The sequence below is a fragment of the Limisphaera sp. 4302-co genome, from assembly GCF_049537155.1.
Lineage (GTDB): Bacteria > Verrucomicrobiota > Verrucomicrobiia > Limisphaerales > Limisphaeraceae > Limisphaera.
Genome location: NZ_JBMVQZ010000007.1, coordinates 107,301 through 128,535, shown reverse-complemented (window position 1 = coordinate 128,535; position 21,235 = coordinate 107,301). Strand labels below are relative to the sequence as shown.

19 protein-coding genes are annotated in these 21,235 nt (G+C 66.8%); 8 read left to right on the top strand and 11 right to left on the bottom strand.

Going from position 1 to position 21,235, the window contains the following annotated elements:
• Window positions 1-3: 3 nt before the first annotated feature.
• From ACPDIX_RS08880 to ACPDIX_RS08855, 6 genes are all read right to left on the bottom strand, one after another.
• Window positions 4-339 (bottom strand): hypothetical protein, encoded by a 336-nt coding sequence (locus tag ACPDIX_RS08880; protein ID WP_423431431.1) that lies wholly within the window; start codon window positions 337-339, stop codon window positions 4-6.
• A gap of 4 nt (window positions 340-343) precedes the next feature.
• A complete protein-coding gene (locus ACPDIX_RS08875; protein ID WP_423431430.1) occupies window positions 344-1,120 on the bottom strand; it encodes a cytochrome c oxidase subunit 3 in 777 nt (258 codons plus the stop codon).
• 39 nt (window positions 1,121-1,159) lie between these two features.
• Window positions 1,160-2,968: a cytochrome c oxidase subunit I gene (locus ACPDIX_RS08870; protein ID WP_423431429.1), complete on the bottom strand. Its 1,809-nt coding sequence runs from the start codon at window positions 2,966-2,968 to the stop codon at window positions 1,160-1,162.
• Between the two features lie 27 nt (window positions 2,969-2,995).
• The gene (gene cyoE, locus ACPDIX_RS08865) at window positions 2,996-3,919 is read right to left on the bottom strand and encodes a heme o synthase (protein ID WP_423431428.1); all 924 of its coding nucleotides are present in this window, start codon (window positions 3,917-3,919) and stop codon (window positions 2,996-2,998) included.
• 11 nt (window positions 3,920-3,930) lie between these two features.
• Window positions 3,931-5,127, bottom strand: coding sequence for a COX15/CtaA family protein (locus ACPDIX_RS08860; protein ID WP_423431427.1), 1,197 nt, complete (start codon window positions 5,125-5,127; stop codon window positions 3,931-3,933).
• A gap of 76 nt (window positions 5,128-5,203) precedes the next feature.
• Window positions 5,204-5,908 (bottom strand): carboxypeptidase regulatory-like domain-containing protein, encoded by a 705-nt coding sequence (locus ACPDIX_RS08855; protein WP_423431426.1) that lies wholly within the window; start codon window positions 5,906-5,908, stop codon window positions 5,204-5,206.
• Between the two features lie 268 nt (window positions 5,909-6,176).
• On the opposite strand from ACPDIX_RS08855, the gene gcvH reads away from it, so the two are divergent.
• The 3 genes from gcvH to lipA all read left to right on the top strand — a co-directional run bounded on the left by gcvH (window position 6,177) and on the right by lipA (window position 7,847).
• Window positions 6,177-6,563 (top strand): glycine cleavage system protein GcvH, encoded by a 387-nt coding sequence (gene gcvH / locus ACPDIX_RS08850; RefSeq protein ID WP_423431425.1) that lies wholly within the window; start codon window positions 6,177-6,179, stop codon window positions 6,561-6,563.
• 69 nt (window positions 6,564-6,632) lie between these two features.
• Window positions 6,633-6,896, top strand: a complete 264-nt coding sequence (locus tag ACPDIX_RS08845; RefSeq protein ID WP_423431424.1) for a glutaredoxin family protein — start codon at window positions 6,633-6,635, stop codon at window positions 6,894-6,896.
• A gap of 6 nt (window positions 6,897-6,902) precedes the next feature.
• The gene (lipA, locus tag ACPDIX_RS08840; RefSeq protein WP_423431423.1) at window positions 6,903-7,847 is read left to right on the top strand and encodes a lipoyl synthase; all 945 of its coding nucleotides are present in this window, start codon (window positions 6,903-6,905) and stop codon (window positions 7,845-7,847) included.
• 36 nt (window positions 7,848-7,883) lie between these two features.
• Here the strand turns inward: lipA and ACPDIX_RS08835 are convergent, their stop codons facing one another.
• From ACPDIX_RS08835 to ACPDIX_RS08820, 4 genes are all read right to left on the bottom strand, one after another.
• Window positions 7,884-8,687 carry a WecB/TagA/CpsF family glycosyltransferase gene (locus ACPDIX_RS08835; protein ID WP_423431422.1) on the bottom strand — a complete coding sequence of 268 codons (804 nt, stop codon included), beginning with the start codon at window positions 8,685-8,687 and terminating at the stop codon, window positions 7,884-7,886.
• A gap of 17 nt (window positions 8,688-8,704) precedes the next feature.
• Complete coding sequence (gene grpE / locus ACPDIX_RS08830; protein ID WP_423431421.1) at window positions 8,705-9,610, bottom strand: nucleotide exchange factor GrpE; 906 nt, start codon at window positions 9,608-9,610, stop codon at window positions 8,705-8,707.
• A gap of 302 nt (window positions 9,611-9,912) precedes the next feature.
• Entirely contained in the window at window positions 9,913-11,205 is a 1,293-nt protein-coding gene (locus ACPDIX_RS08825; protein WP_423431420.1) for a cellulase family glycosylhydrolase, read from the bottom strand.
• 32 nt (window positions 11,206-11,237) lie between these two features.
• The gene (locus tag ACPDIX_RS08820) at window positions 11,238-12,050 is read right to left on the bottom strand and encodes a TSUP family transporter (protein ID WP_423431419.1); all 813 of its coding nucleotides are present in this window, start codon (window positions 12,048-12,050) and stop codon (window positions 11,238-11,240) included.
• A 295-nt stretch (window positions 12,051-12,345) separates the two neighbouring features.
• Between ACPDIX_RS08820 and ACPDIX_RS08815 the strand changes: the two genes are divergently transcribed.
• The 4 genes from ACPDIX_RS08815 to ACPDIX_RS08800 all read left to right on the top strand — a co-directional run bounded on the left by ACPDIX_RS08815 (window position 12,346) and on the right by ACPDIX_RS08800 (window position 16,823).
• The gene (locus ACPDIX_RS08815) at window positions 12,346-13,347 is read left to right on the top strand and encodes a deoxyhypusine synthase family protein (protein ID WP_423431418.1); all 1,002 of its coding nucleotides are present in this window, start codon (window positions 12,346-12,348) and stop codon (window positions 13,345-13,347) included.
• 70 nt (window positions 13,348-13,417) lie between these two features.
• Window positions 13,418-14,533 carry an LptF/LptG family permease gene (locus ACPDIX_RS08810; protein ID WP_423431417.1) on the top strand — a complete coding sequence of 372 codons (1,116 nt, stop codon included), beginning with the start codon at window positions 13,418-13,420 and terminating at the stop codon, window positions 14,531-14,533.
• Window positions 14,530-16,326: a GAF domain-containing protein gene (locus ACPDIX_RS08805; protein ID WP_423431416.1), complete on the top strand. Its 1,797-nt coding sequence runs from the start codon at window positions 14,530-14,532 to the stop codon at window positions 16,324-16,326. The genes ACPDIX_RS08810 and ACPDIX_RS08805 overlap by 4 nt, the downstream gene beginning before the upstream one ends.
• Window positions 16,323-16,823: a hypothetical protein gene (locus ACPDIX_RS08800; protein WP_423431415.1), complete on the top strand. Its 501-nt coding sequence runs from the start codon at window positions 16,323-16,325 to the stop codon at window positions 16,821-16,823. The genes ACPDIX_RS08805 and ACPDIX_RS08800 overlap by 4 nt, the downstream gene beginning before the upstream one ends.
• 53 nt (window positions 16,824-16,876) lie before the next feature.
• Here ACPDIX_RS08800 and ACPDIX_RS08795 read toward each other — a convergent pair whose 3' ends face one another.
• Complete coding sequence (locus ACPDIX_RS08795) at window positions 16,877-18,058, bottom strand: iron-containing alcohol dehydrogenase (protein ID WP_423431414.1); 1,182 nt, start codon at window positions 18,056-18,058, stop codon at window positions 16,877-16,879.
• A gap of 303 nt (window positions 18,059-18,361) precedes the next feature.
• Here ACPDIX_RS08795 and ACPDIX_RS08790 point away from each other — a divergent pair, with 303 nt between their 5' ends.
• Window positions 18,362-21,229: a DUF5695 domain-containing protein gene (locus ACPDIX_RS08790; RefSeq protein ID WP_423431413.1), complete on the top strand. Its 2,868-nt coding sequence runs from the start codon at window positions 18,362-18,364 to the stop codon at window positions 21,227-21,229.
• The last annotated feature ends 6 nt before the right edge of the window (window positions 21,230-21,235 follow it).

Here is a 21,235-nt window from a genome sequence, read left to right as displayed (position 1 = left end):
GTCTCAACCTTTCGCCGCGGGGACCGCTCCGGGCTTGGGCACATCTCCGTGCGCCCAGACGCACAGCCCCATCAATGCCACGAAAAACAGCACCGTAAACGCCAGCAGGAAATAAACCACATGCCGTTCCTGCAGCAAATGCATCAGGTGCCCCGCAACGATGAAGGCGTTGACCGCCGCGGCCCCCAGGATCAGGGCGATGCGCCAGCCGGAATCCGGCAGGGGCGCGTAGGCCACCCCCACCATGCAGAGGGTCACGACCGCCACCACCAACAGCACCGTGCGCCCGCGCGCCACCGCGGTCCGGTACACCTCTCCGGGATTCGTCGTCTCGTTCATGGCTTCAGGTCAGATAGAGCAGCGGGAACAGGAAGATCCAGATCAGGTCAACAAAGTGCCAGAACAAACCGGCCACCTCCACCCGGTTGGTGAAATGTTCCGGGTCCAGGTGCCACAGCCGGCTGCCCGGTCCCCAAAGGTAGGCAAACACCACCAGCCCGCCCAGGACATGCAAGCCGTGCAGGCCGGTCAGCGTGAAGTAAATGGCCAGGAAGGTGTTGTGCCGCGGGGCGTAGTTCTGCATGCGCTCGATCTGTTCTCGCGGGATGCGGATCTCCTCGTGTGCACCGTGGGCACGCCGGCCGTCCAACAACTCGCGGCGGTCCTCCACCCAACGACCCTTCAACACCACGACCTCATCAGTCGTGCGGTTCCTCACCAGGTGGCCGTCGGCGATCCGCCCGTCTTTCAGCCGCACCTCGTAGTGGGTCAACTTGTCATGGTACTCGTAGCCCTTGATCCCGAGGAACACCGTGCCCAGCAGCAGGGTCAGCCCCATGTGCAGTTTGAACTGGTCGAATCGCCGGGCGCGACAGGCCGCCCAGGCCAGGAAGGTGGTCACGGCCGAGGAAGCCAGAAGGAGCGTGTTCAGCGTGCCCAGGGGAACGCTCAACCAGCCGTGCGGCCACGTCTCGGGTGGGGCGCCCACGCGGAGGAACACGTAGGCGGAAAACAGGCCGCCGAACAACATGACTTCCGACGCCAGGAACAACCACATCCCCAGCTTGGCATTGTACACACCAGTGTCGGGGCGGGGTCGAACTGTGTAGGCGATTTCCATGGATGAATCCCAACCTGCAGTTTCGTTTGTCGCGCTCTCCTAGGCCGCGTTTTGGGGTACGTAATCGGCCTGCCCGGCGGTTACGCCGTATTCGTAGGGACCCCGATACACCTTCGGGGGCTCGATGAAATTGCCGTGCGGGGGCGGTGTGGGGGTTTGCCACTCGAGAGTGGTCGCCTCCCACGGGTTGTCGCTCTTCACCGGTTCACCCCGCCAGATGCTGGCGAACAGGTTGATGATGAAGGGAATCTGAGCCAGACCAAGTCCGAGCGCCGCCCAGAGGATGAAGTTGTTCAGGCCCAGAATGGTGTCGCTCAGGGTCCCTTCGATGCCCGGCCCCATGCGTGTGGAGTAACTCAGTCCGCCATCCGACATGCGCCGCAGCATGCCGGCGAATCCCTGGGCGAACATCGGCATGAACACCGCGTTCATGAACAAGAGTGAGCACCAGAAGTGGACCCGCCCCCAGAATTCGTTCATTCTCCGTCCGGTCAGCTTGGGGAACCAGTGATAGATGCCGGCGAACAGCGCGAAGATGGTGCCCGGCGCCACCACGTAATGGAAGTGGCCGATCACGTAGTAGGTGTCGTGCAACTGGATGTCGCTGGCGGCGAATCCCAGGGGCAGCCCCGTCAACCCGCCGATGCCGAACATGGGCAGAAACGCCAGCGCAAACAACATGGGGGTATGCACGCGGATGCTGCCGCCCCACAGCGAGATCAGCAGGCAGGTCAGCAGGATCACCGAGGGGATCGAGATGATGATGGTGGTCGTCTGGAAGAAGGTGGAGATCCGTGTCCCCATGCCGGTGAGATACATGTGATGCGCCCACACGATGAAGGAAAGGAAACTCAGCGTCAGCACCGCATGAACCATGGTGCGATAACCCCAGAGGGGTTTCCGGATGTTGTTGGCGATCACCTCCGCCACGATGCCCATGGCCGGCAGGATCAGCACGTACACCTCCGGATGTGCCAGAAACCAGAACAGATGCTGCCACAACAGCGGGCTGCCGCCACCACTGATGTTGGCCGTGGCTCCCCCCACCGCCAGGCCGGTGGGCAGGAAGAAGCTCGTGCCGGCCACCTTGTCCATCAACTGCAGGATCCCCGCGGCTTCCAGCGGCGGAAAGGCCAGCAGCAGAAGGAAGGAGGCGGCCAACTGCGCCCACACGAAAAACGGCAGCCGCATCCACGTCAGTCCCGGCGCCCGCAATTGTACGATGGTTGTGATGATGTTCACCGAGCCCAGGAGGGACGAGGTGATGAGCAGCACCATGCCGATCAACCAGAACGTCTGGCCGTCGGTCGGGATGATGGTGGCCAGAGGTGAATAGGATGTCCAACCGGCCTGGGCCGCCCCGCCGGGGATGAGGAAACTGGCCAGCATCACCACGCCCCCCAGGAAATAGAACTGGTAGCTCATCATGTTCAGGCGCGGGAAGGCCATGTCGTTGGCGCCGATCATCAGCGGGACCAGATAGTTGCCGAACGCACCCACCGCCAGCGGCACGATTGCCAGAAAGACCATGATCGTGCCGTGCATCGCACCGAACATGTTGTAAAGGTCGGGCGACATCACCCCTTTACTGGCCGGACTGCCGAGGACCTTTTCCAGGAACCAGCCCACCAAGGGAACCGGTTCCCCGGGATGGGCAATCTGCCAGCGCATCGTGAGGATCAGGAAAAAGCCCAGCAACAGGAAACAAAGCGCCGTCAATCCGTACTGGATTCCGATCACCTTGTGATCGGTGGAGAAAACGTATTTACGCCAGAACCCGAGCCCGGGCTCCTGCGCGTGAGCCCCGTGCGGGGGCGTCGTTACGGTCTTGGTCGTGGGTTGTACCATGGTCTCGAACCTCGTTTTCGCCCGGTCCTATCGCACCTTGTCAATGGTCAGAAACACCAGTAAAAGCGGCAAATACACGATGGATGCAAGGAACAGCACCCGCGCCGCAAGGTCGGTGCGAAGCCGGTAAAACTGCAACGCCGTGGCCAGATAGGCCAAACCCAGGACCCCTGCCGCCGTGGCGTACAGGGGGCCCACGATTCCCAGCCACCAGGGCAACAAGGAGGCGGGCAACAATGCCAGGGTCCAGAGCAGCGCTTGTCGGCCGGTGCGGCTCCCGTCGGGGTCCACCTGCGGCAGCATGCGGAAGCCGGCCCGCGCATAATCGTCACGGTACATCCAGGCGATGCCGAAAAAGTGCGGCATCTGCCAGCAGGCCACGATGGCGAACAGGGACCATGCCGCCGCGGAAAGCTCACCCCGGGCCGCGGCCCAACCCACCACCGGCGGCAGGGCCCCCGGAATGGCACCCACCCATGTGTTCCACCAGGTGCGCCGTTTCAACGGCGTGTAAACACCGACGTAACTCACCAGAGCGACCGCCCCCAACAGTGCAGCCAACCGGTTGCAGCCCACCCCCAACACGATCAATCCCCAGGCGGCCATGAGGATCCCGGTGACCAGGGCGGTGCCCGGGCGAATCTGGCCCGCCGGCAACGGGCGATGTCGGGTCCGTTCCATGCGCGAGTCCACCTCGCGTTCCATCCACTCGTTCAGGACCGCCCCGCCTCCCGCCAGCAGCGCCATACCGATCAAAGTGGCCACCAGACCCGGCCCGTCCACCGGACCCGCGCAGGCCAGGTAATACCCGACCACGGTCGTCAGCAGTACAAGCGAGGTCAGGCGGGCCTTGACCAACTCGGCCCAGGCGGCGCACGGTCCGGATCTCTCCCGACCCGCCACACGGGCCAGGGTCGGTTCGGCTGTTTTGGTGGGGAAGCCGGGTTGCATGGGCCGGGACCTCAGGAAGCGGTCGCCATCGCCGCCGGCACCGCCCGGGGCAATGGCGCACTCTGGCGCACATTCGGTGCGTGAGCCGCGATGGCCAAGAGGGCGCCGGTGACGAAAGTGAGTGCCCCGACAACCACATGGAGCGTGGCCACATCCGCAGCCTTGTTGGACCAGACCGTCCAAGCCCCGAGGCCGAACTGTACGCAGACCAGCAGCAGCCAGAAACCCGTCACCCGCCGCAGGGCATGTCCGGGCTCCAGCCGCCGTCGCGTTTGCCACCACGCCGCACCGATGGCACCGGTCACCACCAACGCCATCAGACGGTGCGCCATGTGCACATGGATGTGGGTCGCCGTGATGTCGTTGTAGGCCCGTGTCTCCATGCGCTGGCGGTTGTAACGCGCCACCGACTCGGGATCGGTCGCCGGCCAGAGCCTCCCGTACGCCAACGGGAAGTCCGGCACGGCCAGACCCGCATGTTCATGCCGCATGGTGGCGCCCAGAATCAACTGAACCAGGATCAACGCGCTGGTCCAGGTGTACCACGGCCGCAAGGGGCGCAACCGCTGCGCAAGTGGACCCGACTGGAACCTCTGCCATGCGCGCGAGGTGAAAAGCGCCAGTGCCGCCATGAGGATCAGAAAAAGCTGGGCCGTCGTGGCATGCACGATGCCCAGCTCGTCTTTGAGCCAGACGACCCGCAGCCCGCCCAGGACACCCTGGACAACCACGAGGACAAGCGCCAACAGGCCGAGCCTGCGCAGCCGGGTCGGCTGGGGGGCGCACCGGGGCCAAAACCGGGACGCGATGAGCGCCGCCAGGCCGGAGCCCCCCAACACCACCGCGTCCTGCCAGCGAGCCGGGGCCAGCAGGAGGACAGTGGCCCCGAGGACCAGCGCCACCCACCCGCCGCGCATCAGCCACGGCCGGGCCGGTGCGCCATGCATCCAGACGGCGAGCACCAGCGTCAGCAGCCCCACCAGCGCGCCCAGCAGCCGATGGGTATGCTCGTAAAAAATGCCCCCGATCCAGGCCGACACGGGGAAGAAAAACATGTTGTACCCGTACGTGTTCGGCCAATCGGGGACAGCCAAGCCGGCGCCATGGCTGGTGACAAGACCACCGGCCCCGATGAGCACCAGCACGGCACAGGCCGTCAACACCGCAAAGCGGTGCAACGCACTGGATGACGCACCCGACACTTCCACGCTCCCACACCGGCGACCGCGTTCCCACACCCGACATTCACCCCGGACCGCGTCCGCCGTCGCCCTTGGGTGGCGGTTACTTGACCTCGAAGACGAAGTCCACGTTGACCACGCCGTCGGTGACCTCGATCTCCTTCTTCAAGGTGCCCAGCTTGCGATGCGAGGCCTCCAACGTGTACTTGCCGGGCGGCACGTCCTTGATCACGTACGTCCCGTCCTCGCTGCTCAGTGCGAACCAGGGATGGTCCTCCACGCACACGTAGGCGAACATCCACGGATGGACGTCGCATTTGAAGCGTAGGAACTTCTCCGGGGCGTCGAAGCTGAATTTCAGGTCCGGACCCCCGGCCAACTGGGCCTCGTTACGCTCCTTGTTTCCGGGTGCCGTGGGTGTGGCGTGTACGTTGTGCAGAAGCGGATCGGAGTTCTTCACCAGCAGGGTCTGTTTGGTCTGGATGGCCAGCACGTAGGGCACGTACTGGCAACCCTTCTGGTCCAGCACCGCCGGAGGTGCGCTGGCGCCGGTGCTCTTGCCGGTGATCCCGGCCAGCGTCACGAACACGTCGGCCAACCCGCCGTCCGCGCCGACGCGGTACATCGGGACGTTGACGGCTTCCTTGACCAACTTGCTGCAGTTCGGGTCAGCAGCCAGGTCCTTGACCACCGGATTGGCCGGCGGCGTTCCCTTGAGCGTGATCTTGCCCCGAATTTCCCCGGCAACGGCAGACAAGGCCATGCCCGTCGCCACTGCCACCACAACACCCAGATGTTTCGCTTTCATATACCCCATCAGAACCCTTTTGGACACGCAATGTACCCGGACCGGACCACGGGTCAAGCACCGGGGCCGGGAACCACGCGGCCCGCCGCATGGGAGGGGAGGCGCGACGGGGGTTTCCCTGCCGTTCCGGGAGTCCGGCCCGCCAGCCAGCAGCTTCATGGACATTCGTTTCGGCGGTCCGAGACCAATCGGACCGCCTGCCGGAAGAACCCAACCGCCTGTGCAGAAACCCATTGACCGGGATCCTGCGCAATGCCCAAATGAGACCATGTCAAACATTCCTGGGGACCTGCGCTATACGAAAACCCACGAATGGGTCCGGTTGACCGACGGCGTGGCCACCGTGGGCATCACCGACCATGCTCAAAAGGAGTTGACCGACATTGTGTTCGTGGAACTGCCCGCCGTGGGCCGGGAGGTTCAGGCCGGTGAAGCCTGCGGCGTGGTGGAATCAGTCAAAACCGCCAGCGACTTTTACAGTCCCCTCAGCGGTCGGGTGACCGAGGTGAACCAACCGTTGGTGGACAACCCGGGCTGGATCAACAGCGATCCGTACGGCCAGGGCTGGCTGTTCAAGCTGGCGCCCAGCCGACCCGAGGAACTCGAGCAACTCCTGACCCCCGATCAATACCGCGCCCAACTGGGCGAGGGCTGATGTCCTCCGGGACAGTTGACGGGCTCCGGCTGTTTGCAGCCGCGCCCGGCGCCGGCTACTCTCCTCACCGTGCAACCGCAAAGGGTGCGATTGTTTGTCAAACCGTGGTGTCCCTGGTGCCAGCGGGCCGAGACCTGGCTCCAAGCTCGCGGCATCACCTACGACCGACTCGACGTCACACGGGATCGTCAGGCTTGGGATGAAATGGTCCGGCTCTCCGGACAGACCCTGGCGCCCGTGATCGAGGTGGACGGAGCCGTTCTGGCGGATTTTGGTCCGGAGGAACTGGCCGCGTTCTGGCAGGAGCAGGTCGGGGGGCGCCAAACTTCCTGACGCCCGATGGCCATCAAGATTCATCCCCCTCCGACCGGTTGCGGCGGTTCAGGCGCCGCCGCGCCCCCCACCCGGCTGCCGGCCTGGCTGCGCCGTGCACTGCCCACAAGTCCGGTGTTCGGCCGGACGCGTGCCCTTCTGGAAGAGCTGCGGCTCCACACGGTGTGTGAGAGTGCCCGTTGCCCCAATCACTGGGAATGCTGGAGCCGTGGCACCGCCACCTTCATGATCGGCGGCGACCACTGCACACGCGCCTGCCGGTTTTGCGCCGTCACCACGGCCAAACCGCTGCCTCTCGACCCGGACGAACCCCGGCGGGTGGCCGAGGCCACGCACCGGCTGCGCCTGCGACACGTGGTCATCACCGCCGTGGCCCGCGACGACCTGCCCGACGGGGGTGCCGACCATTTCCGGCGCACCATCGAAGCGGTGCGCGAGCGGAATCCCGGCACGGTCATCGAGGTCCTCACACCGGATTTCAACGGGGACCCGGACGCCGTGGCCACCGTGTTGTCGGCGCGACCCGAGATCTTCAATCACAACCTGGAAACCGTCCGGCGGTTGACACCGGCGGTCCGACACCGCGCCACCTACGATCGGTCCCTCCGGGTGCTCGAGCTGGCGCGGCGCCTGGCCCGAGGCCCGCTCTGGACCAAGTCCGGCCTGATGCTCGGCCTGGGCGAAACGGCCGAGGAAGTGCTGGGCGCACTGCGGGACCTGCGCGCGGTGGGATGCGACATCGTCACGCTCGGGCAGTATCTGCGGCCCACACCCGCCCATCTGCCGGTCATGGAATACGTCCCGCCCGACCGATTCGCGTGGTACGGCGAGCAGGCACGGGCCCTGGGGTTCCGCCATGTTGCCAGCGCGCCCATGGTTCGCAGCTCCTATCACGCGGATGATTTTCACGTGGAACCCGCAGCTTCGGCCGGCCCGGGTGCACCGCACTGAGCCGATGGCCACCGCGGCACGGGCACGCCGGCCCGCTCAGGAGGATGGGGCCGGCCAGGAACCCCACGCACGGCCGCGCACCCCGTCCCACACGAGGTACCACAGAAAGAGCGAATTGTATTTGACGTAGCGCGGTCCCAACCGGCGCGGCTCGGTCGCCATCCGATACAGCCAGGTCAATCCCGCCCGCTGCATCCAGAGCGGTGCATCGGGTTTGAGCCCGGCGTTGGCCTCGAAGGCAAACCCGACCACCAACACCACCCCGCGGCGCAGGTGCGGCTTGTACCGGGCGGCCCACCGCTGCTGCTTCGGCGCGCCAAAACAGATCCACAGATAATCCGGCGCCAGGGCGTTGATTTCCGCCAGCACCCGTTCTTCGTCGGCCGGGTCCAGCGATCCGTCCGGCAGGCAACGACCGTGATAGCCGCCCACGAAACGCAGGCCGGGATTGGCTGCCGTGAAGCGCCGGCACAGGCGTTCGGCGCATTCCTCGCTCCCGCCCACCAGATAATGCGTGCTGCCCGCCGGTGCGCACTCCAGGAAGTAGCGCATGAACGCCGGCCCGTACACGCGATCGCGCAGGCCCGCCCCGGCCAGATTCATGCACCAGGTCAGCGGCGTGCTGTCGGAGACCAGGCAGTCGAAGGTCTCCATCACCCGCCGGAAGGCCGGGTCGTGTCGGATGAGCGTGACGATCTGGGTATTGGAGAACGCCACCGTGGTCGGCCGGGTCCGCCCCGCCCAATCCACGCACCGCCTCGTGAGGTCGGCATAGCTGGTGACCAGGAGCGGCGCTCCCAGCACATGCACGTAACGGGCCTGGCCGAGGGATCCGCTCATGAGCGAAGCATCCTCATTCAACCGCCCGTGGCGGGGCTGTCCGACGCCGGGTCCGGCTGCAGGGGGTTGTTCGGCGTTCCGGCAGGGGCGGTCAGCTCGGGCTGTTCGGTGGCTGGCGGCTTTGCGTCGGGGCGGGCGGTCTGATCAGACGCCGGAGGTTCCACCGCCACCACCGCCGGCCGCACCAGCCGTCCTTGGAACAGGATGCCGGTGGCCAGCGTTTCCCGGACCACCGATCCCTCCGGCGGCGTCTGGCCGTCAGGTGTCTGGTGGCGTTCGGGCTGAAAAGGCTCGCCCGGCGGGACTTCGAACGGTACCACGCCCAGGCGTCGTGCCGCGTCCCGACAATGGTTCTGGAACTGTGTGAGCTGCTCGATCAACCGGGGCTGGCCGGAGCGCAGCCCGGCCGTGTAGAGCGCGTACACGTGGTCGAGGATCCAGACCAGGACCTGCAACCACTCGCCCTCGGCCCGGCGCAGTTTTTCCACCTCCAACCGCAAGGTGGCCTTTTCGGTATCGTTGGCCCTTTCCAGAAAGGCGGTGAACTCGCGGACTTCCGCAGCCATGCGCTCGGCGATCTCCCTGGCCTGCGCGGCCGTGCGCGCGGCCTGGTCCTGGATCATTTGCCAGTTGTCGGTGGCCTCGGCGATCCGCCGCGCGGCCGCCTCGGCATGACGCGCCTGCAGGAGTCCTTCGGCCAGCGTGGCCGTCTCCAGGCGCCGGCACAGCGCCCGGTACTCCAGCCAGAAAGGCGCCACACCCAGTGCCGCGCCCGTCACCAGACAAATGGTGCTGCCCCAAACGACCGCCGCGCTCAGCGGGAACTTCGCCTGCGCAACCCAGTACACCGCCGCTGCCAACAGGACCGCGTCGCCCAGCAAAAACGGCCAGAGGCGAATCCGTGGAGCTTCCGATGCGTCCATGCCGCGCAGTCTGCCCGTCCCCCTCAGCCGTTTCAAGGGTCCAGGCCCGGCGCCCCGGCTGCACACCCGTCTGCAAGCCGGTGGCTCATGGTTCCCGGGACTTCACCGTCAGCTCAGCCGGTCGCACAGCGGACACGGATGTCAGACGCGCCCGGCCCGACCACGAGGGAGCGGGACAGTCGCGTGACCGGCAGGATCCCGGCCCCGGCCACTCTGACATCCACCCAGGCACGGACTTCTTGGCGCAGCCTCTCGAGAGGCGCGGACCGCACGGTGCGGCTAAACCGGATTGGGACGCAGGTTCAGCGCAGCAGCCGGCCCTTGCCGAGATCCACGTACTGCGGCAGGGCCCGCAGTTCCAGAGTCAGGCCGCGGCTCGTCGCAGGCAGGCGGTTTTCCTGACCGTCCCCGGCCACCACGCGCCAGCCTTCCGGCGGCGGTTTTCCCTCCACCTGCAACGTCACGGTGGAGGGCGGTTCCACCGACCAGGCCGCCAGCCGGGTCATGCCCGCGTCGTTGGTGAGGACCAACACCCAGTCCGAACCACGTTCCAGAGGGAACCGTCCGGCCACCGCGTAACCAGCCAGTTCACGCACCAGGGTTTGGACCGCCCGATAGGCCGGCTTCGGATTCAGATCCGCGTCCACCACCCCGAAATTGTGCTCGCGCTCATGCGGGTCACGACCGTCGTTTTTCCAGTCGTACCAGATGGAGAGCGGCACTCCCATCGAGAGGTTGAAAAGCTGTTGCCGGACCAGAAAGGCGGCCTGGGTATCGGGCGAGACGTCTTTGCCGTCGGTGGACCAGCCCCATTCGCTGCTGACGATCGGGATGGGTTCCGCGCGGCCTGCAGGGGTGTGCGCGTCCACCTGCTGGCGCAGCTGGCGGTACTCCGCCGCGGCACTCTCGGGCGGTCGCCGAAACCGGTACGGATGCACGCTGACGCCGTCGAGGTATTCGAGGATCCCGGAGGCGAGGAACCTTTCCATGAACGGGGGATCGAAGCCGGAGATCCCCGGAGCGATGATGGCGGCTTGAGGTTCGGCTGCCCGGATGGCCCGGCAGGTGGCACGGGCCAGCCGAATGTAATCGTCCACGTTCGGATGCGGCCGCCAGAAAAAGATGTTGGGCTCGTTCCAGATCTCCCAGACCACGCCCTGGCGCGCGTATCGCGCGGCGGCGGCTGCGGCCCATCGGGCAAACGCTTCCACGCTTTCAGGTTTGCGGGGCGACGCCACGTTGGTTTCGGGCCGGCCGGTGATGGGGTTGGTCGTCTGCACGCTCTCCTCGTAAAGGTGGTGAGAGTAATCGAGGATGAAGAGGGCGCGCAAACCGCGCCGGCGAAGGTTTCGCGTCAGTTCGTCATAGCCGCGCCAATCGTACTCGCCCCGGAGCCGTTCCACGGCCTCCCAGGTGAAATCCATGCGGACCCATCGAAACCCGGCCGCTGCAATCAGGTCGAGGTCCCGTTCGTGGCCGGTGACGAAGTGGATATTGACGCCCACGCCCTCGGGCAGCCGAAGCGCGGGCAATTGTCCAGCCACCATGCACGGCAACCCCAGGGCCACGCCGAGGGAGACGACGACCGGTTTCATGACCCCACCCAAGGCGGGGGGATCCTCTGTTGTCAAGACCGGGCTGCGCGGATGCCGTCCGGGAGGTCCGCATGCGTGTCACTTGCGGGCCCGGACTGCCAGGTCTCCGCGATCAGTCGCACGATCAACGCGACGACCACCGCAAGGAACACCGGTCGGATGAAGCGTGGACCGCCGCGGGCGGCCATGGACGCGCCCAGCCGCGCCCCACAAGCCTGGGCAAGGCCCATGGACAAACCCAGCGGCACGTGCAGCGCCCCGCCGGCCGCGAACACCGCAAGCGCGCCGGCGTTGCTGGCAAAGTTCATGAACTTCGTGCGGGCGGTGGCGCGGGCCAGATCGAGTCCGGCCCCCGTCACCAGGGCGGCCGCCCAAAACGTGCCGGTGCCGGGTCCGAAGAACCCGTCGTAGAACCCGAGCAAGACGGCGGCCAGCGGTTCGAACCCGGATGGCACCCGCCGCTGCGGGCGGGGATGCAGGCCGAACCGGGGACGGAGGGCCGTCCACAGCGTGACCAGCAGCAAGAGCAGCGGGATCAGCTTTCGCAACAGGACGGGTTCCACGGCCTGCACCGCAAGGGCCCCTCCCGCGGCGGCCGTCCCGGCCAGCAGCATGCCGGGCAGACAACCGCCGGGCTTCACCAAACCGGCGCGGGCGTACTGGACGGCAGCGATGCCGGAGCCCGCCACCGCCTGAAGCTTGTTCGTACCCAGCGCCTCATGCGGAGGTACGCCTGCGGCCAGCAGCGCCGGCACGGTCAACAAGCCGCCGCCACCGGCTATCGCGTCCACCCAGCCGGCCGCGCCTGCGGCAGCCACACACGCGATCCAGGTCCACGGTTCCATCCGTCGCGGCAGGCTAACGACGAGTTCGGCCGGTCCGCCAGTGCACAACGTGCAGACAGACCTCACGCGCCCCATGCGTTCCAACCTCTGCCTGCTCCACCGCGTCAGCTCCGGGACGGCCGGGACGACAAATCGGCGGGCCCGACGGCAGCACCAGAAATTCTTTGTGCGCCAGCGACACTTTTGATTCACAAACGACGGTTGATCTGGAACAATTCCACCGCATCCTCGGCGCGGCGTCCTCGCTGCGGGCGCCATGACCTGAACAACGAGTCACGCTCACAGGGAAGCGGAAATGGCAGACAATCAGAGCGGCTTGAAAACTACGAAGGGACCGGTCAGCACGTTCATCGAGGAACATTTTCGGCACTTCAATGCCGCGGTGGTCAAACGCGCCAGCGACGCCTACGTGCAGTTGCTGGAGCGGGGCGGCCGGATGTTCCTGGCGATGGCCGGGGCCATGAGCACGGCCGAGCTGGGCCGTTCGCTTGCCGAGATGATCCGGCGCGACAAAATCCACGCCGTCTGTTGCACCGGGGCGAATCTGGAGGAGGACCTCTTCAACCTCATCGGGCAGCGCGACTACGTGCAGGTCCCCGAGTACCGCGACCTCACGCCGGCCGACGAGCTGGAACTGATGCGGCGCGGCCTGAACCGCGTCACGGACGTCTGCATCCCCGAGCGCGTCATGATGGAGATTCACGATCGCCTGCTGCCCCGGTGGCAGGCGGCGGAAAAGACCGGGCAACGGCGTTTCCCGCACGAGTACCTCTACGATCTGCTGCGCAGCGGGGAGTTGGAGCCCCTCTACCAGGCCGATCCGCGGCACAGCTGGATGCTGGCGGCGGCTCAGAAGGACCTGCCTCTCTTCGTACCCGGCTGGGAGGATTCCTCCCTGGGAAACCTGTTCGTGGCCCGCGTGGCCGACGGCACCCTCCGGGAGGTCCGGATCATCCGCAGCGGGTTGGAGGCGATGCTGGAACTGCTGCGGTGGTACGAGGAAACCTCGGCCCGGCACCCGGTCGGCTTCTTCCAGATCGGCGGCGGCATCGCCGGCGACTTCGCCATCTGCGCGGTGCCGCTGCTGCGACAGGACCTCAAACGAACGAACGTCCCCCTGTGGGCCTACTTCTGTCAGATCAGCGACTCGACCACCAGCTACGGCAGCTATTCGGGGGCGGTCCCCAACGAAAAGATCACCTGGGGCAAACTGGCACCGGAAACGCCGCGGTTCATCATCGAGTCGGACGCCACGGTGATCGCGCCGCTCATCTTTGCGCGGGTCCTGGGTTGGTGAGCCGGCCGACCCGGTCCCTACCGGTGGGGGGCTTGCGCCCGGGACAAAGCGCCGCGTAGGCTGGGCGCCCGTGCGTCTGTTGGATCGGTATCTGCTTCGCGAGTTGGCGGGGCCGTTGGCGGCCTGTCTGACCGGCTTTCTGCTGGTCTGGATCACGGCCGACCTGCTCGGACGCATGGAAGATTTTCAAGGCCGGCACCTTTCCTGGCAGCAGGTGCTGGCGTACTACGGCTGGCGCATGCCGGAATTCCTCGCCCTGGTCCTGCCCATGGGCCTGCTGCTGGCCCTCCTGTACGCCCTGCACCGGCTCGCCCGGGCGCACGAGATCACCGCCATGCGCGCCGCGGGGCTGGGTCTTTGGCGCATCGCCCTCCCCTACCTCTGGGTGGGCGCATTGAGCAGCGGGTTGATGTGGATGCTCAACGAGTCCTGGGCACCGGCGGGTGCCCGCCGCGCCGAGGGCGTGCTCCGGCCCGACCGGGAGGCGGCCGACGAGACGTTGCAGATCCCCAACTTCGGCTTCATGAACCGGCGCGACCAGCGCGCCTGGCACGCCGACGCGTTCGACCGCCTCAGCGGCGAGATGACCGGGCCGCAGGTGGAGTACCGCACAGCAGACGGCCGGCGCCGCTGGCTGTTCGCCCGGCGCGCCCTGTACACCAACGGCGTGTGGACCTTTTTCGAGGTCCGGGAATTCGAAAACGACCCCAACGGACCCCGCCATCTCGTGCCCGTACGGAATGCAGCTTCACTGGCCCGGCCGGATTTCACCGAAACGCCCGAGCAGATGTACAGCGCCCACCTGGTCCGTGGCCGGTTGGAACGCCGGATCTCGCGCAAGCTGGACCTGCCGGTGCGCACCCTGCGGGAGTACGCACGGCTGAATCCGGACCTGTCCCCCGAGGAACGGGCCTGGTTGGAAACCCAGCTACAGGGACGGTTCTCCCTGGCGGCCACCTGCTTGGTGGTGGTGCTGATCGCGCTGCCGTTCGGCGTGATGCCCGGCCGGCGCAATGTGTTTTACGGCGTGGCTGGCAGCATTTTTGTGGCTTTCGCTTACTTCGTCCTGCAACAGGTCGGCCTGGCACTGGGCACCGGCGGTCATCTCCCGCCGTGGCTGGCCGCCTGGTCTCCGAACCTGATTTTTGCAGGTCTGGGCGTGATCCTGATCAACCGGTTCCGATGAGTTCATCCTCCCATCCAGAACCGAGACTGCCCTCCCACGCGCCCAGGATCAGTGATCCGGACGCGCTGGCCCGGCGGCGCGCGCAGCTGGAGTGGTTGCTGGCCGTTCATGCTGCAACGGACGAGAAGGAAACCACCGGACCAGCCTTGGAAGCGGCACTGGAAGTGGTCCGGCGGGCGGTACGAGCCGATGCAGGTCTGGTGGTGCTGTTGAATCCCACCACCGGTTTCCTGGAATGGCAGGCCGCGCTCGGCCTGCCGGAGTCGGCGCTGCGCCAACCGTTGCGGGTCAGCGAAGGCATCCTGGGTTGGGTCACCCGCACCGGACAGGTGGCGCGCGTGGACCGCCTGGAGGAGGATCCACGTGCGGAAGCCCTCCGTCCACGGGCGCGGTCGCTGCTGGCGGTGCCGCTGGACGTGGCCGACCCGGTCCGCGGGGTCTTGGCGGTCCTGTCGGATCGGCCGGCCGCGTTCGGTCCCTGGGAAACCGGGTGGCTGGAGCTCTGCGCGGGCGAACTGGAGCGGCTGATCCGGCGCATCTGGAGCTTGGAAAGGCTCCGGTTGCGCGGTCAGATGTTCGAGCGTCTGGCCGAGGTCAGCCCGAAGGTTCACGGCGCCTACAGCCTCGACGACGCCCTGAACACCATCACGCGCGAGGCCGGTTTGCTGATGCAGGCGCGTCTCTGTTCGCTGCTGTTGCTGGATCCCGAGGGCCAGTGGTTGGACTTGAAAGCGGCCTGGGGCGCCGGACCGGCCTACCGGAACAAGGCGCGACTCAGTGTGGCGGAGAGTTTCGTGGGCGAGGTGGTGCGACGCCGCCGGCCCATGCAGATCAGCAACGTCCAGACCTCGAGCCGCTACCAACACACGGCCGTCGCGCGCGAAGAGGGATTGGTCGCCCTGCTGAGCACGCCGTTGATTTCCGGTCACCGCAGCGTGGGAGTCCTGAACGTTTACAAGGGCCATCCCCATGTGTTTTCGGACCTAGAAGTTGCGGTGCTGCGCGCGTTCGCCGATCTGTCGGCCCAGGCATTGGAGCGGACCCGCTGGCACGAGCGTCTCCTGGAACTGGAAGAACAGCTCCGCCGCAATGAACGGCTCGCCGCACTCGGATGGCTGGCCGCCGAGGTGGCCCACGAGGTCCGCAATCCCCTGACGGTCATGCAAATGCTCTATCACTCGCTGAACCTGCAGTTCCCACCGGGGGATCCCCGGGCCGAAGACGCCGCCGTCCTGGGCAGGAAGATCGAACAACTCAACCGCACCGTGGAACGAATCCTGGACTTCGCCCGCCCGGGCGAGGCCCGCTTCGGCCCCGTCCCGATCAACCCCCTGCTCGAGGAACTGGCCCGGTTGGTCCGGCACAAGCTGCGCCAGACCAACATCGAACTGGTCTGGCGACCCGATCCGCGCCAGCCGGTGGTCTGGGGCGACGCCGGCCAGCTCGAGCAGGTGTTTCTCAATCTCGTGCTCAACGCCACCGAGGCCATGCGCGAAGGCGGACGATTGACCCTCATCACACGCGACCGGGGTGAAGCAGTGGAAATCCTGGTGGAAGACACCGGCCCCGGGATGACCCCCGAACAACGGCGCCAGGCGTTTCGCTCCATGCTGCCGTCCACACGCCAGGGCGGCACAGGACTGGGCCTGGCCATCGTGGGACGAATCGTGGAAGCGCACCAGGGCCGTGTACGAGCGGAAGCGCCCCGGTCCGGCGGCACCCGCGTGCGGGTCACCCTGCCGGCGGCGCCGCCGGACGTGCACACGCCCGGCAACGCATCCGCGCCTGCATGAGCGGTCTCTGGCACACGTTTCGGGAACTGCTGGTCACACCCTTCCAACACGGGGAGCTGGTGTGGGGCATCGTCCCGCTGTACTTCGGCCTGTTGCTCAACGAGACCACGCCCGCACGAGCCGACTACCGGACCGCCATCCAGACCGGTTTCAGCTTTCTCTGGTCGGCCGCACACTGGGTTTATCCCTACCTGCGATTCGGAAGGTCGGGCTGGCCCGCGGCCGCGTGGGATCATCTCCCGGTGATCAACCTCTGCGTGACGCTGCTGGTGGGCGGTCTGGGAATACTGGCGCTGGTGGGCGGGTTGCGCCGGCGGTTTCTGCGGGGGACGCGGTTTCTGGGTCACAGCCGGTTCGCCAATTACTTCATGATCGCCATCTTCCCCATCCAATCGGGACACCTGCCCTGGACGTGGGAACGACTTGCCGCCGTGGCCGCATTTGCGCCACCGGTCTGGCTGATCCTGCACTTCGGCCTGATGCCGTTCCGGAGATGATTCTCCGTCCGGGTGGCGCCCGCGTTGCGCCCGGAGGCCCGCCCGCCGCGCCCCTACGCCACCTCCTCCAACACGGCCGCCAGTTCGTCGGCCGTCAGCGGGACGGGATTGGTCTTCATGCTGTTGGCCTGAAGCGCCTTTTCCACCAGCCCGGGGATCAAGCCCGGGTGGAAACCGTACTTCGAGAGTCGCGGCATCCGGAGCGTCTGCGTCAGCTCGCGCAACCAGGCCACGCCGTCCTCCGGCGTGGCGTCGGCGCGGCCCGTCAACCACTGCGCCGCCCGGGTGTAGCGCTCCCACGCGGGGTGATGAGGCGCGCGTTGGCGAAGTGCGCGCACGTTGGCATGCGTCACCGCCGGCAGCAACACCCCGCAAACCACCCCGTGCGGAATCGGCAGGGTGCCGCCGAGCGGCCCGGCCAATCCATGCACGGCACCCAGCCCCGCGTTGCTCAACGCCAGGCCGCTCAACAGCGCCGCCCACGCCATCTCTTCGCGGGCACGGAGATCCGTGCCATCCTCCCACACCCGGCGAAGACTCCGGGCCGCACGGGGCAGGCCCTCCGCGCAACAGGCGTCCGTGAGGAAGTTGGCCCGCGGCGAAACCCATGCTTCCAACAACTGCGTCAAAGCGTCCAGGCCCGCCGCGGCGGTCACCTCCGGCGGACAAGCGAGGGTCAACTCCGGATCCACCACGGCCGCGCGAGCCACCAGGAAGGGGCTGCGGAAGCTGACCTTCACGCGCTTGTCCGGCACGGCCAACACCGCGTTGCGTGTCACCTCGGCCCCCGTGCCGGCGGTGGTCGGCACGGCCAGAAAGGGCAGGCCCGGTCCCGGCAGCGGGCGCGCCTGCCCCACCCCTTCCAGATAATCCTCCACCTCGCCCGCCCGCGGCACCAGGCCCGCCACGGCCTTGGCCGTGTCCAGGGCACTGCCCCCGCCGAACCCGATCACCAGATCACAACGTTCCTGCCGGGCCAGTCCCACGCCCTGACGAACCGTGGCCACCTCGGGCTCCCCGCAGACGCCGAAGCGAACCGGTTCCAGCCCGGCCTCCCGCAGCGACTCCAGAACCGGCCCGGCCCGCTGCGAACTCCGGCCGGTGACCACCAACGGCCGCCGGCCGTACGCCCGGGCCCACACGGGGAGTTCGCTCCTGACTCCCGCACCGAACAAGATTCGCGCCGGACCGGCGAATTCCCATCGCAAGGATGCCCTTCCCGCTCCGTCCGTCATGGCGCCATTGGAGTGCCCGCCAGCTTCACGGGTCAAGCCGGTCCATTCCCCCCTTTTGCGTGCCGGGCCGTTTGTCCCCGGGCCGTCCCCGCCAGCCATACGGCATCCCGGCAAGAACCCCACGCCGGTTCCAAATCGGACCGGCCGGAAGCCAACATCCACAGACCTCGAACACGGTGATGTCGAATAGGCCCGGGTGGATTTCCGACATGGGCGGGAGCCGGGCGAAAGGCTTTTCATGGGCAGCGAACCGGTACAAGTTCGGTCCGCGCCGGTTCGTCACGAATGGAACGTGCATGTGAGATGAAAATCATGGCCTCGGATCGACGGCTCCGCCGGCAATCCTCAGGGGAACATGCGCGATCGTCCACGATTTTCCCCGTGCTGCTGGCCCTGGTTGTTTCAACCACGCCCGGCGACGCGCAAACCACCAACCCGGGCACGGGCAGCACCGGCAGCACCACCCCGGGCCCGCGCAGGTTTGGCGGTCGCATGGAGAATCTGCCGGTCACGCTGGATCTGAACGGCGGATGGATCGAGGCGCACACGCCCCACTTCGACCTCCGACTCAGCCGGCAGGCGCAGGTCCTCACCTCCCTGCGGCCGCGGGACGGCACCTTCGATTTCCTGCCCGCCGACCAACTGGAGTTTCGTTCCCGTGCCGGTTTCCATCACCTGGGGGACATCATCCTGCGTGTCCGGCGCTCGGGCGAAACGAACTGGATCGAATGGTCGTCCGCCGGGGCCAGCCGGGACATCCGGCCTCTCGATCCGCCTGAGGGCGCAGTGGCTTCGGCAGATCTCGGGCCCTCGTTGCCCCCGGACTTCCCGCTGTCCGTCCGGCGCACGTGGCAGATCGAGGACGGCCATCTGGTGCTCCGATTCGAACTGCAAAACCGCACGGGGCAACCGGTGGAGATCGGTGGACTGGCGTTCCCCGTGGTCTTCAACAACCTGATCCACAACTTCCTCACCCGGCGGGCGCGCTCCCTCGAGGAATCCCATGAGTCCTGCGTCTTTTTCGACCCCTACATCGGTCTGGACGCGGGTTACCTGCAGGTCACGCGCCTCAACGGGCGTGGACCGGCCCTGCTGGTGGTCCCGTGGAACCACACGCCCTTCGAAGCCTGGCAACCGCTGCGCGAGCCCGCGCCGATCATGCAGACGTTCGAAGGGACCTTCGCATGGACCGTTCACAGCCGCGCCTGGGCCGAGCAGGAATGGCGCCCGGCTCAACCTTGGAACCCTCCCACCTCGGCCGTGTTGGCGCCGGGACAGACCCGTTCGTACGGACTCCGCCTGGTCCCTGCCGAAGAGATCCGGAAACTGGAAGCCGCCCTGCAGGAGGCCGGCCGCCCGGTGGCCGTGGGTGTGCCCGGTTACATCCTGCCCATGGATCTGGACGCGCGTCTGTTCATACGCCACCGGCACAAGGTGCGTGCCCTCGCCGCCGATCCACCCGGGGCCCTCGTGCTCGAGCCGCTCCAACCGCCTTCACCGGAGTGGCAGGGCTGGCGCATACGCGGGCACCGGTGGGGTCGTGCCCGGCTGGACGTGACCTACGAGGACGGCCTGCGCCAGTCGATCCACTACTACGTCATCAAGCCCATGCCGGAGGTCGTGTCGGACCTGGGCCGGTTCCTTTTCACGCGGCAATGGTTCGAAGACCCGGACGATCCCTTCGGGCGCAGCCCCTCCATCATGACGTACGACCGTGAAGCCGACCGCATCGTCACGCAGGACAGCCGTGTCTGGATCGCCGGGCTGAGCGACGAGGGCGGCGCCGGTTCCTGGATCGCCGCGGCATGCAAGCTCTGGGCACAACCCGACCCCGACCAGGTCCGGAAGTTTGAACGGTTCGTCAACGAGGTCCTCTGGGGCAGGTTGCAGTACAGCGAGGGTGAGCTGCAGTACGGCGTCCGCAAGAGCCTGTTCTACCACACGACAAACCCGATCCCGGGCTTCACCTACGATCCCTCGTTGAACTGGGGCACCTGGACGAGCTGGCCGGAACGGGAGGCTCGCAGTGTGGGTCGGGCCTACAACTATCCCCACGTGGTCATCGCCTACTGGACGCTCTACCGGCTGGCACGGACGCACACCGGGCTGGTGACCTCCCATCCCTGGGAGTGGTTCCTCAACCAGGCATGGCACACGGCGATGTTCCTCACCTCGCGCAGGCCGGACGGCCGCTGGCGCGTCGGGTACGTGGAATGGGGCCTGATGGAGGGGACCGTGTTCGTCGAGCTCTTGAAGGATCTCAAACGGGAGGGACGCAGCGACCAGGCCCGCGCACTCGAGGAACGCATGCGCGAACGGACCGAACACTGGATCCACCGGAAGTACCCCTTCGGCAGCGAGATGGCCTGGGACTCCACCGGACAGGAGGAGGTCTACGCCTGGTGCAAGTACTTCGGCCACGAAGAGCAGGCCCGCGTCACCCTCGAAGCCATCCTGGGCTACATGCCCACCCTGCCTCACTGGGGTTACAACGGGTGCGCGCGGCGGTACTGGGACTTCCTTTATGCCGGCAAGATCCGGCGCATCGAACGCCAGCTTCACCATTACGGGTCCGGGCTCAACGCCATCCCGGTCCTCCACGCCTACCGGGAACACCCCGAGGACCTCTACCTGCTGCGCGTCGGCTACGGCGGCACCCTGGGACCACTCTCCAACATCGACCGCGAAGGATTCGCCTCCGCCGCGTTTCACTCGTATCCGGACACCCTGCGCTGGGACCCGTACAGCGGGGATTACGGGCCCAACTTTTTCGGTCATGTGCTCAACATCGGGACCTACGTGGTCCAACACCCGGATTGGGGCTGGATCGCGTTCGGCGGGGAGGCCACCCCGAACGGAGCCACCGTGCACGTCCAACCCCGGGATTCCATGCGCCGCCGCGTCTTCCTGGCCCCGGACGCCCTCTGGCTCACCCTCGATAGTGGGCGGTTCGAAAAACTCGAGTACCTGCCCGACCAAGGTCGCGTGCGCGTGGCCCTGGCACCGGCGGATCCCTTCACCCCGGCCGCACTCCTGCGGATCGAGACCACCGAACCCAGCCGGCCGCGACGATTCCGGCCCACCGAGTCCTTCCCGCGCGACCGCGAGGCTTACCGGATTCCGCTGGACACCGACGTGAGATGGATCGAATTGCGCGCAAACCTTCGGTAAACAACC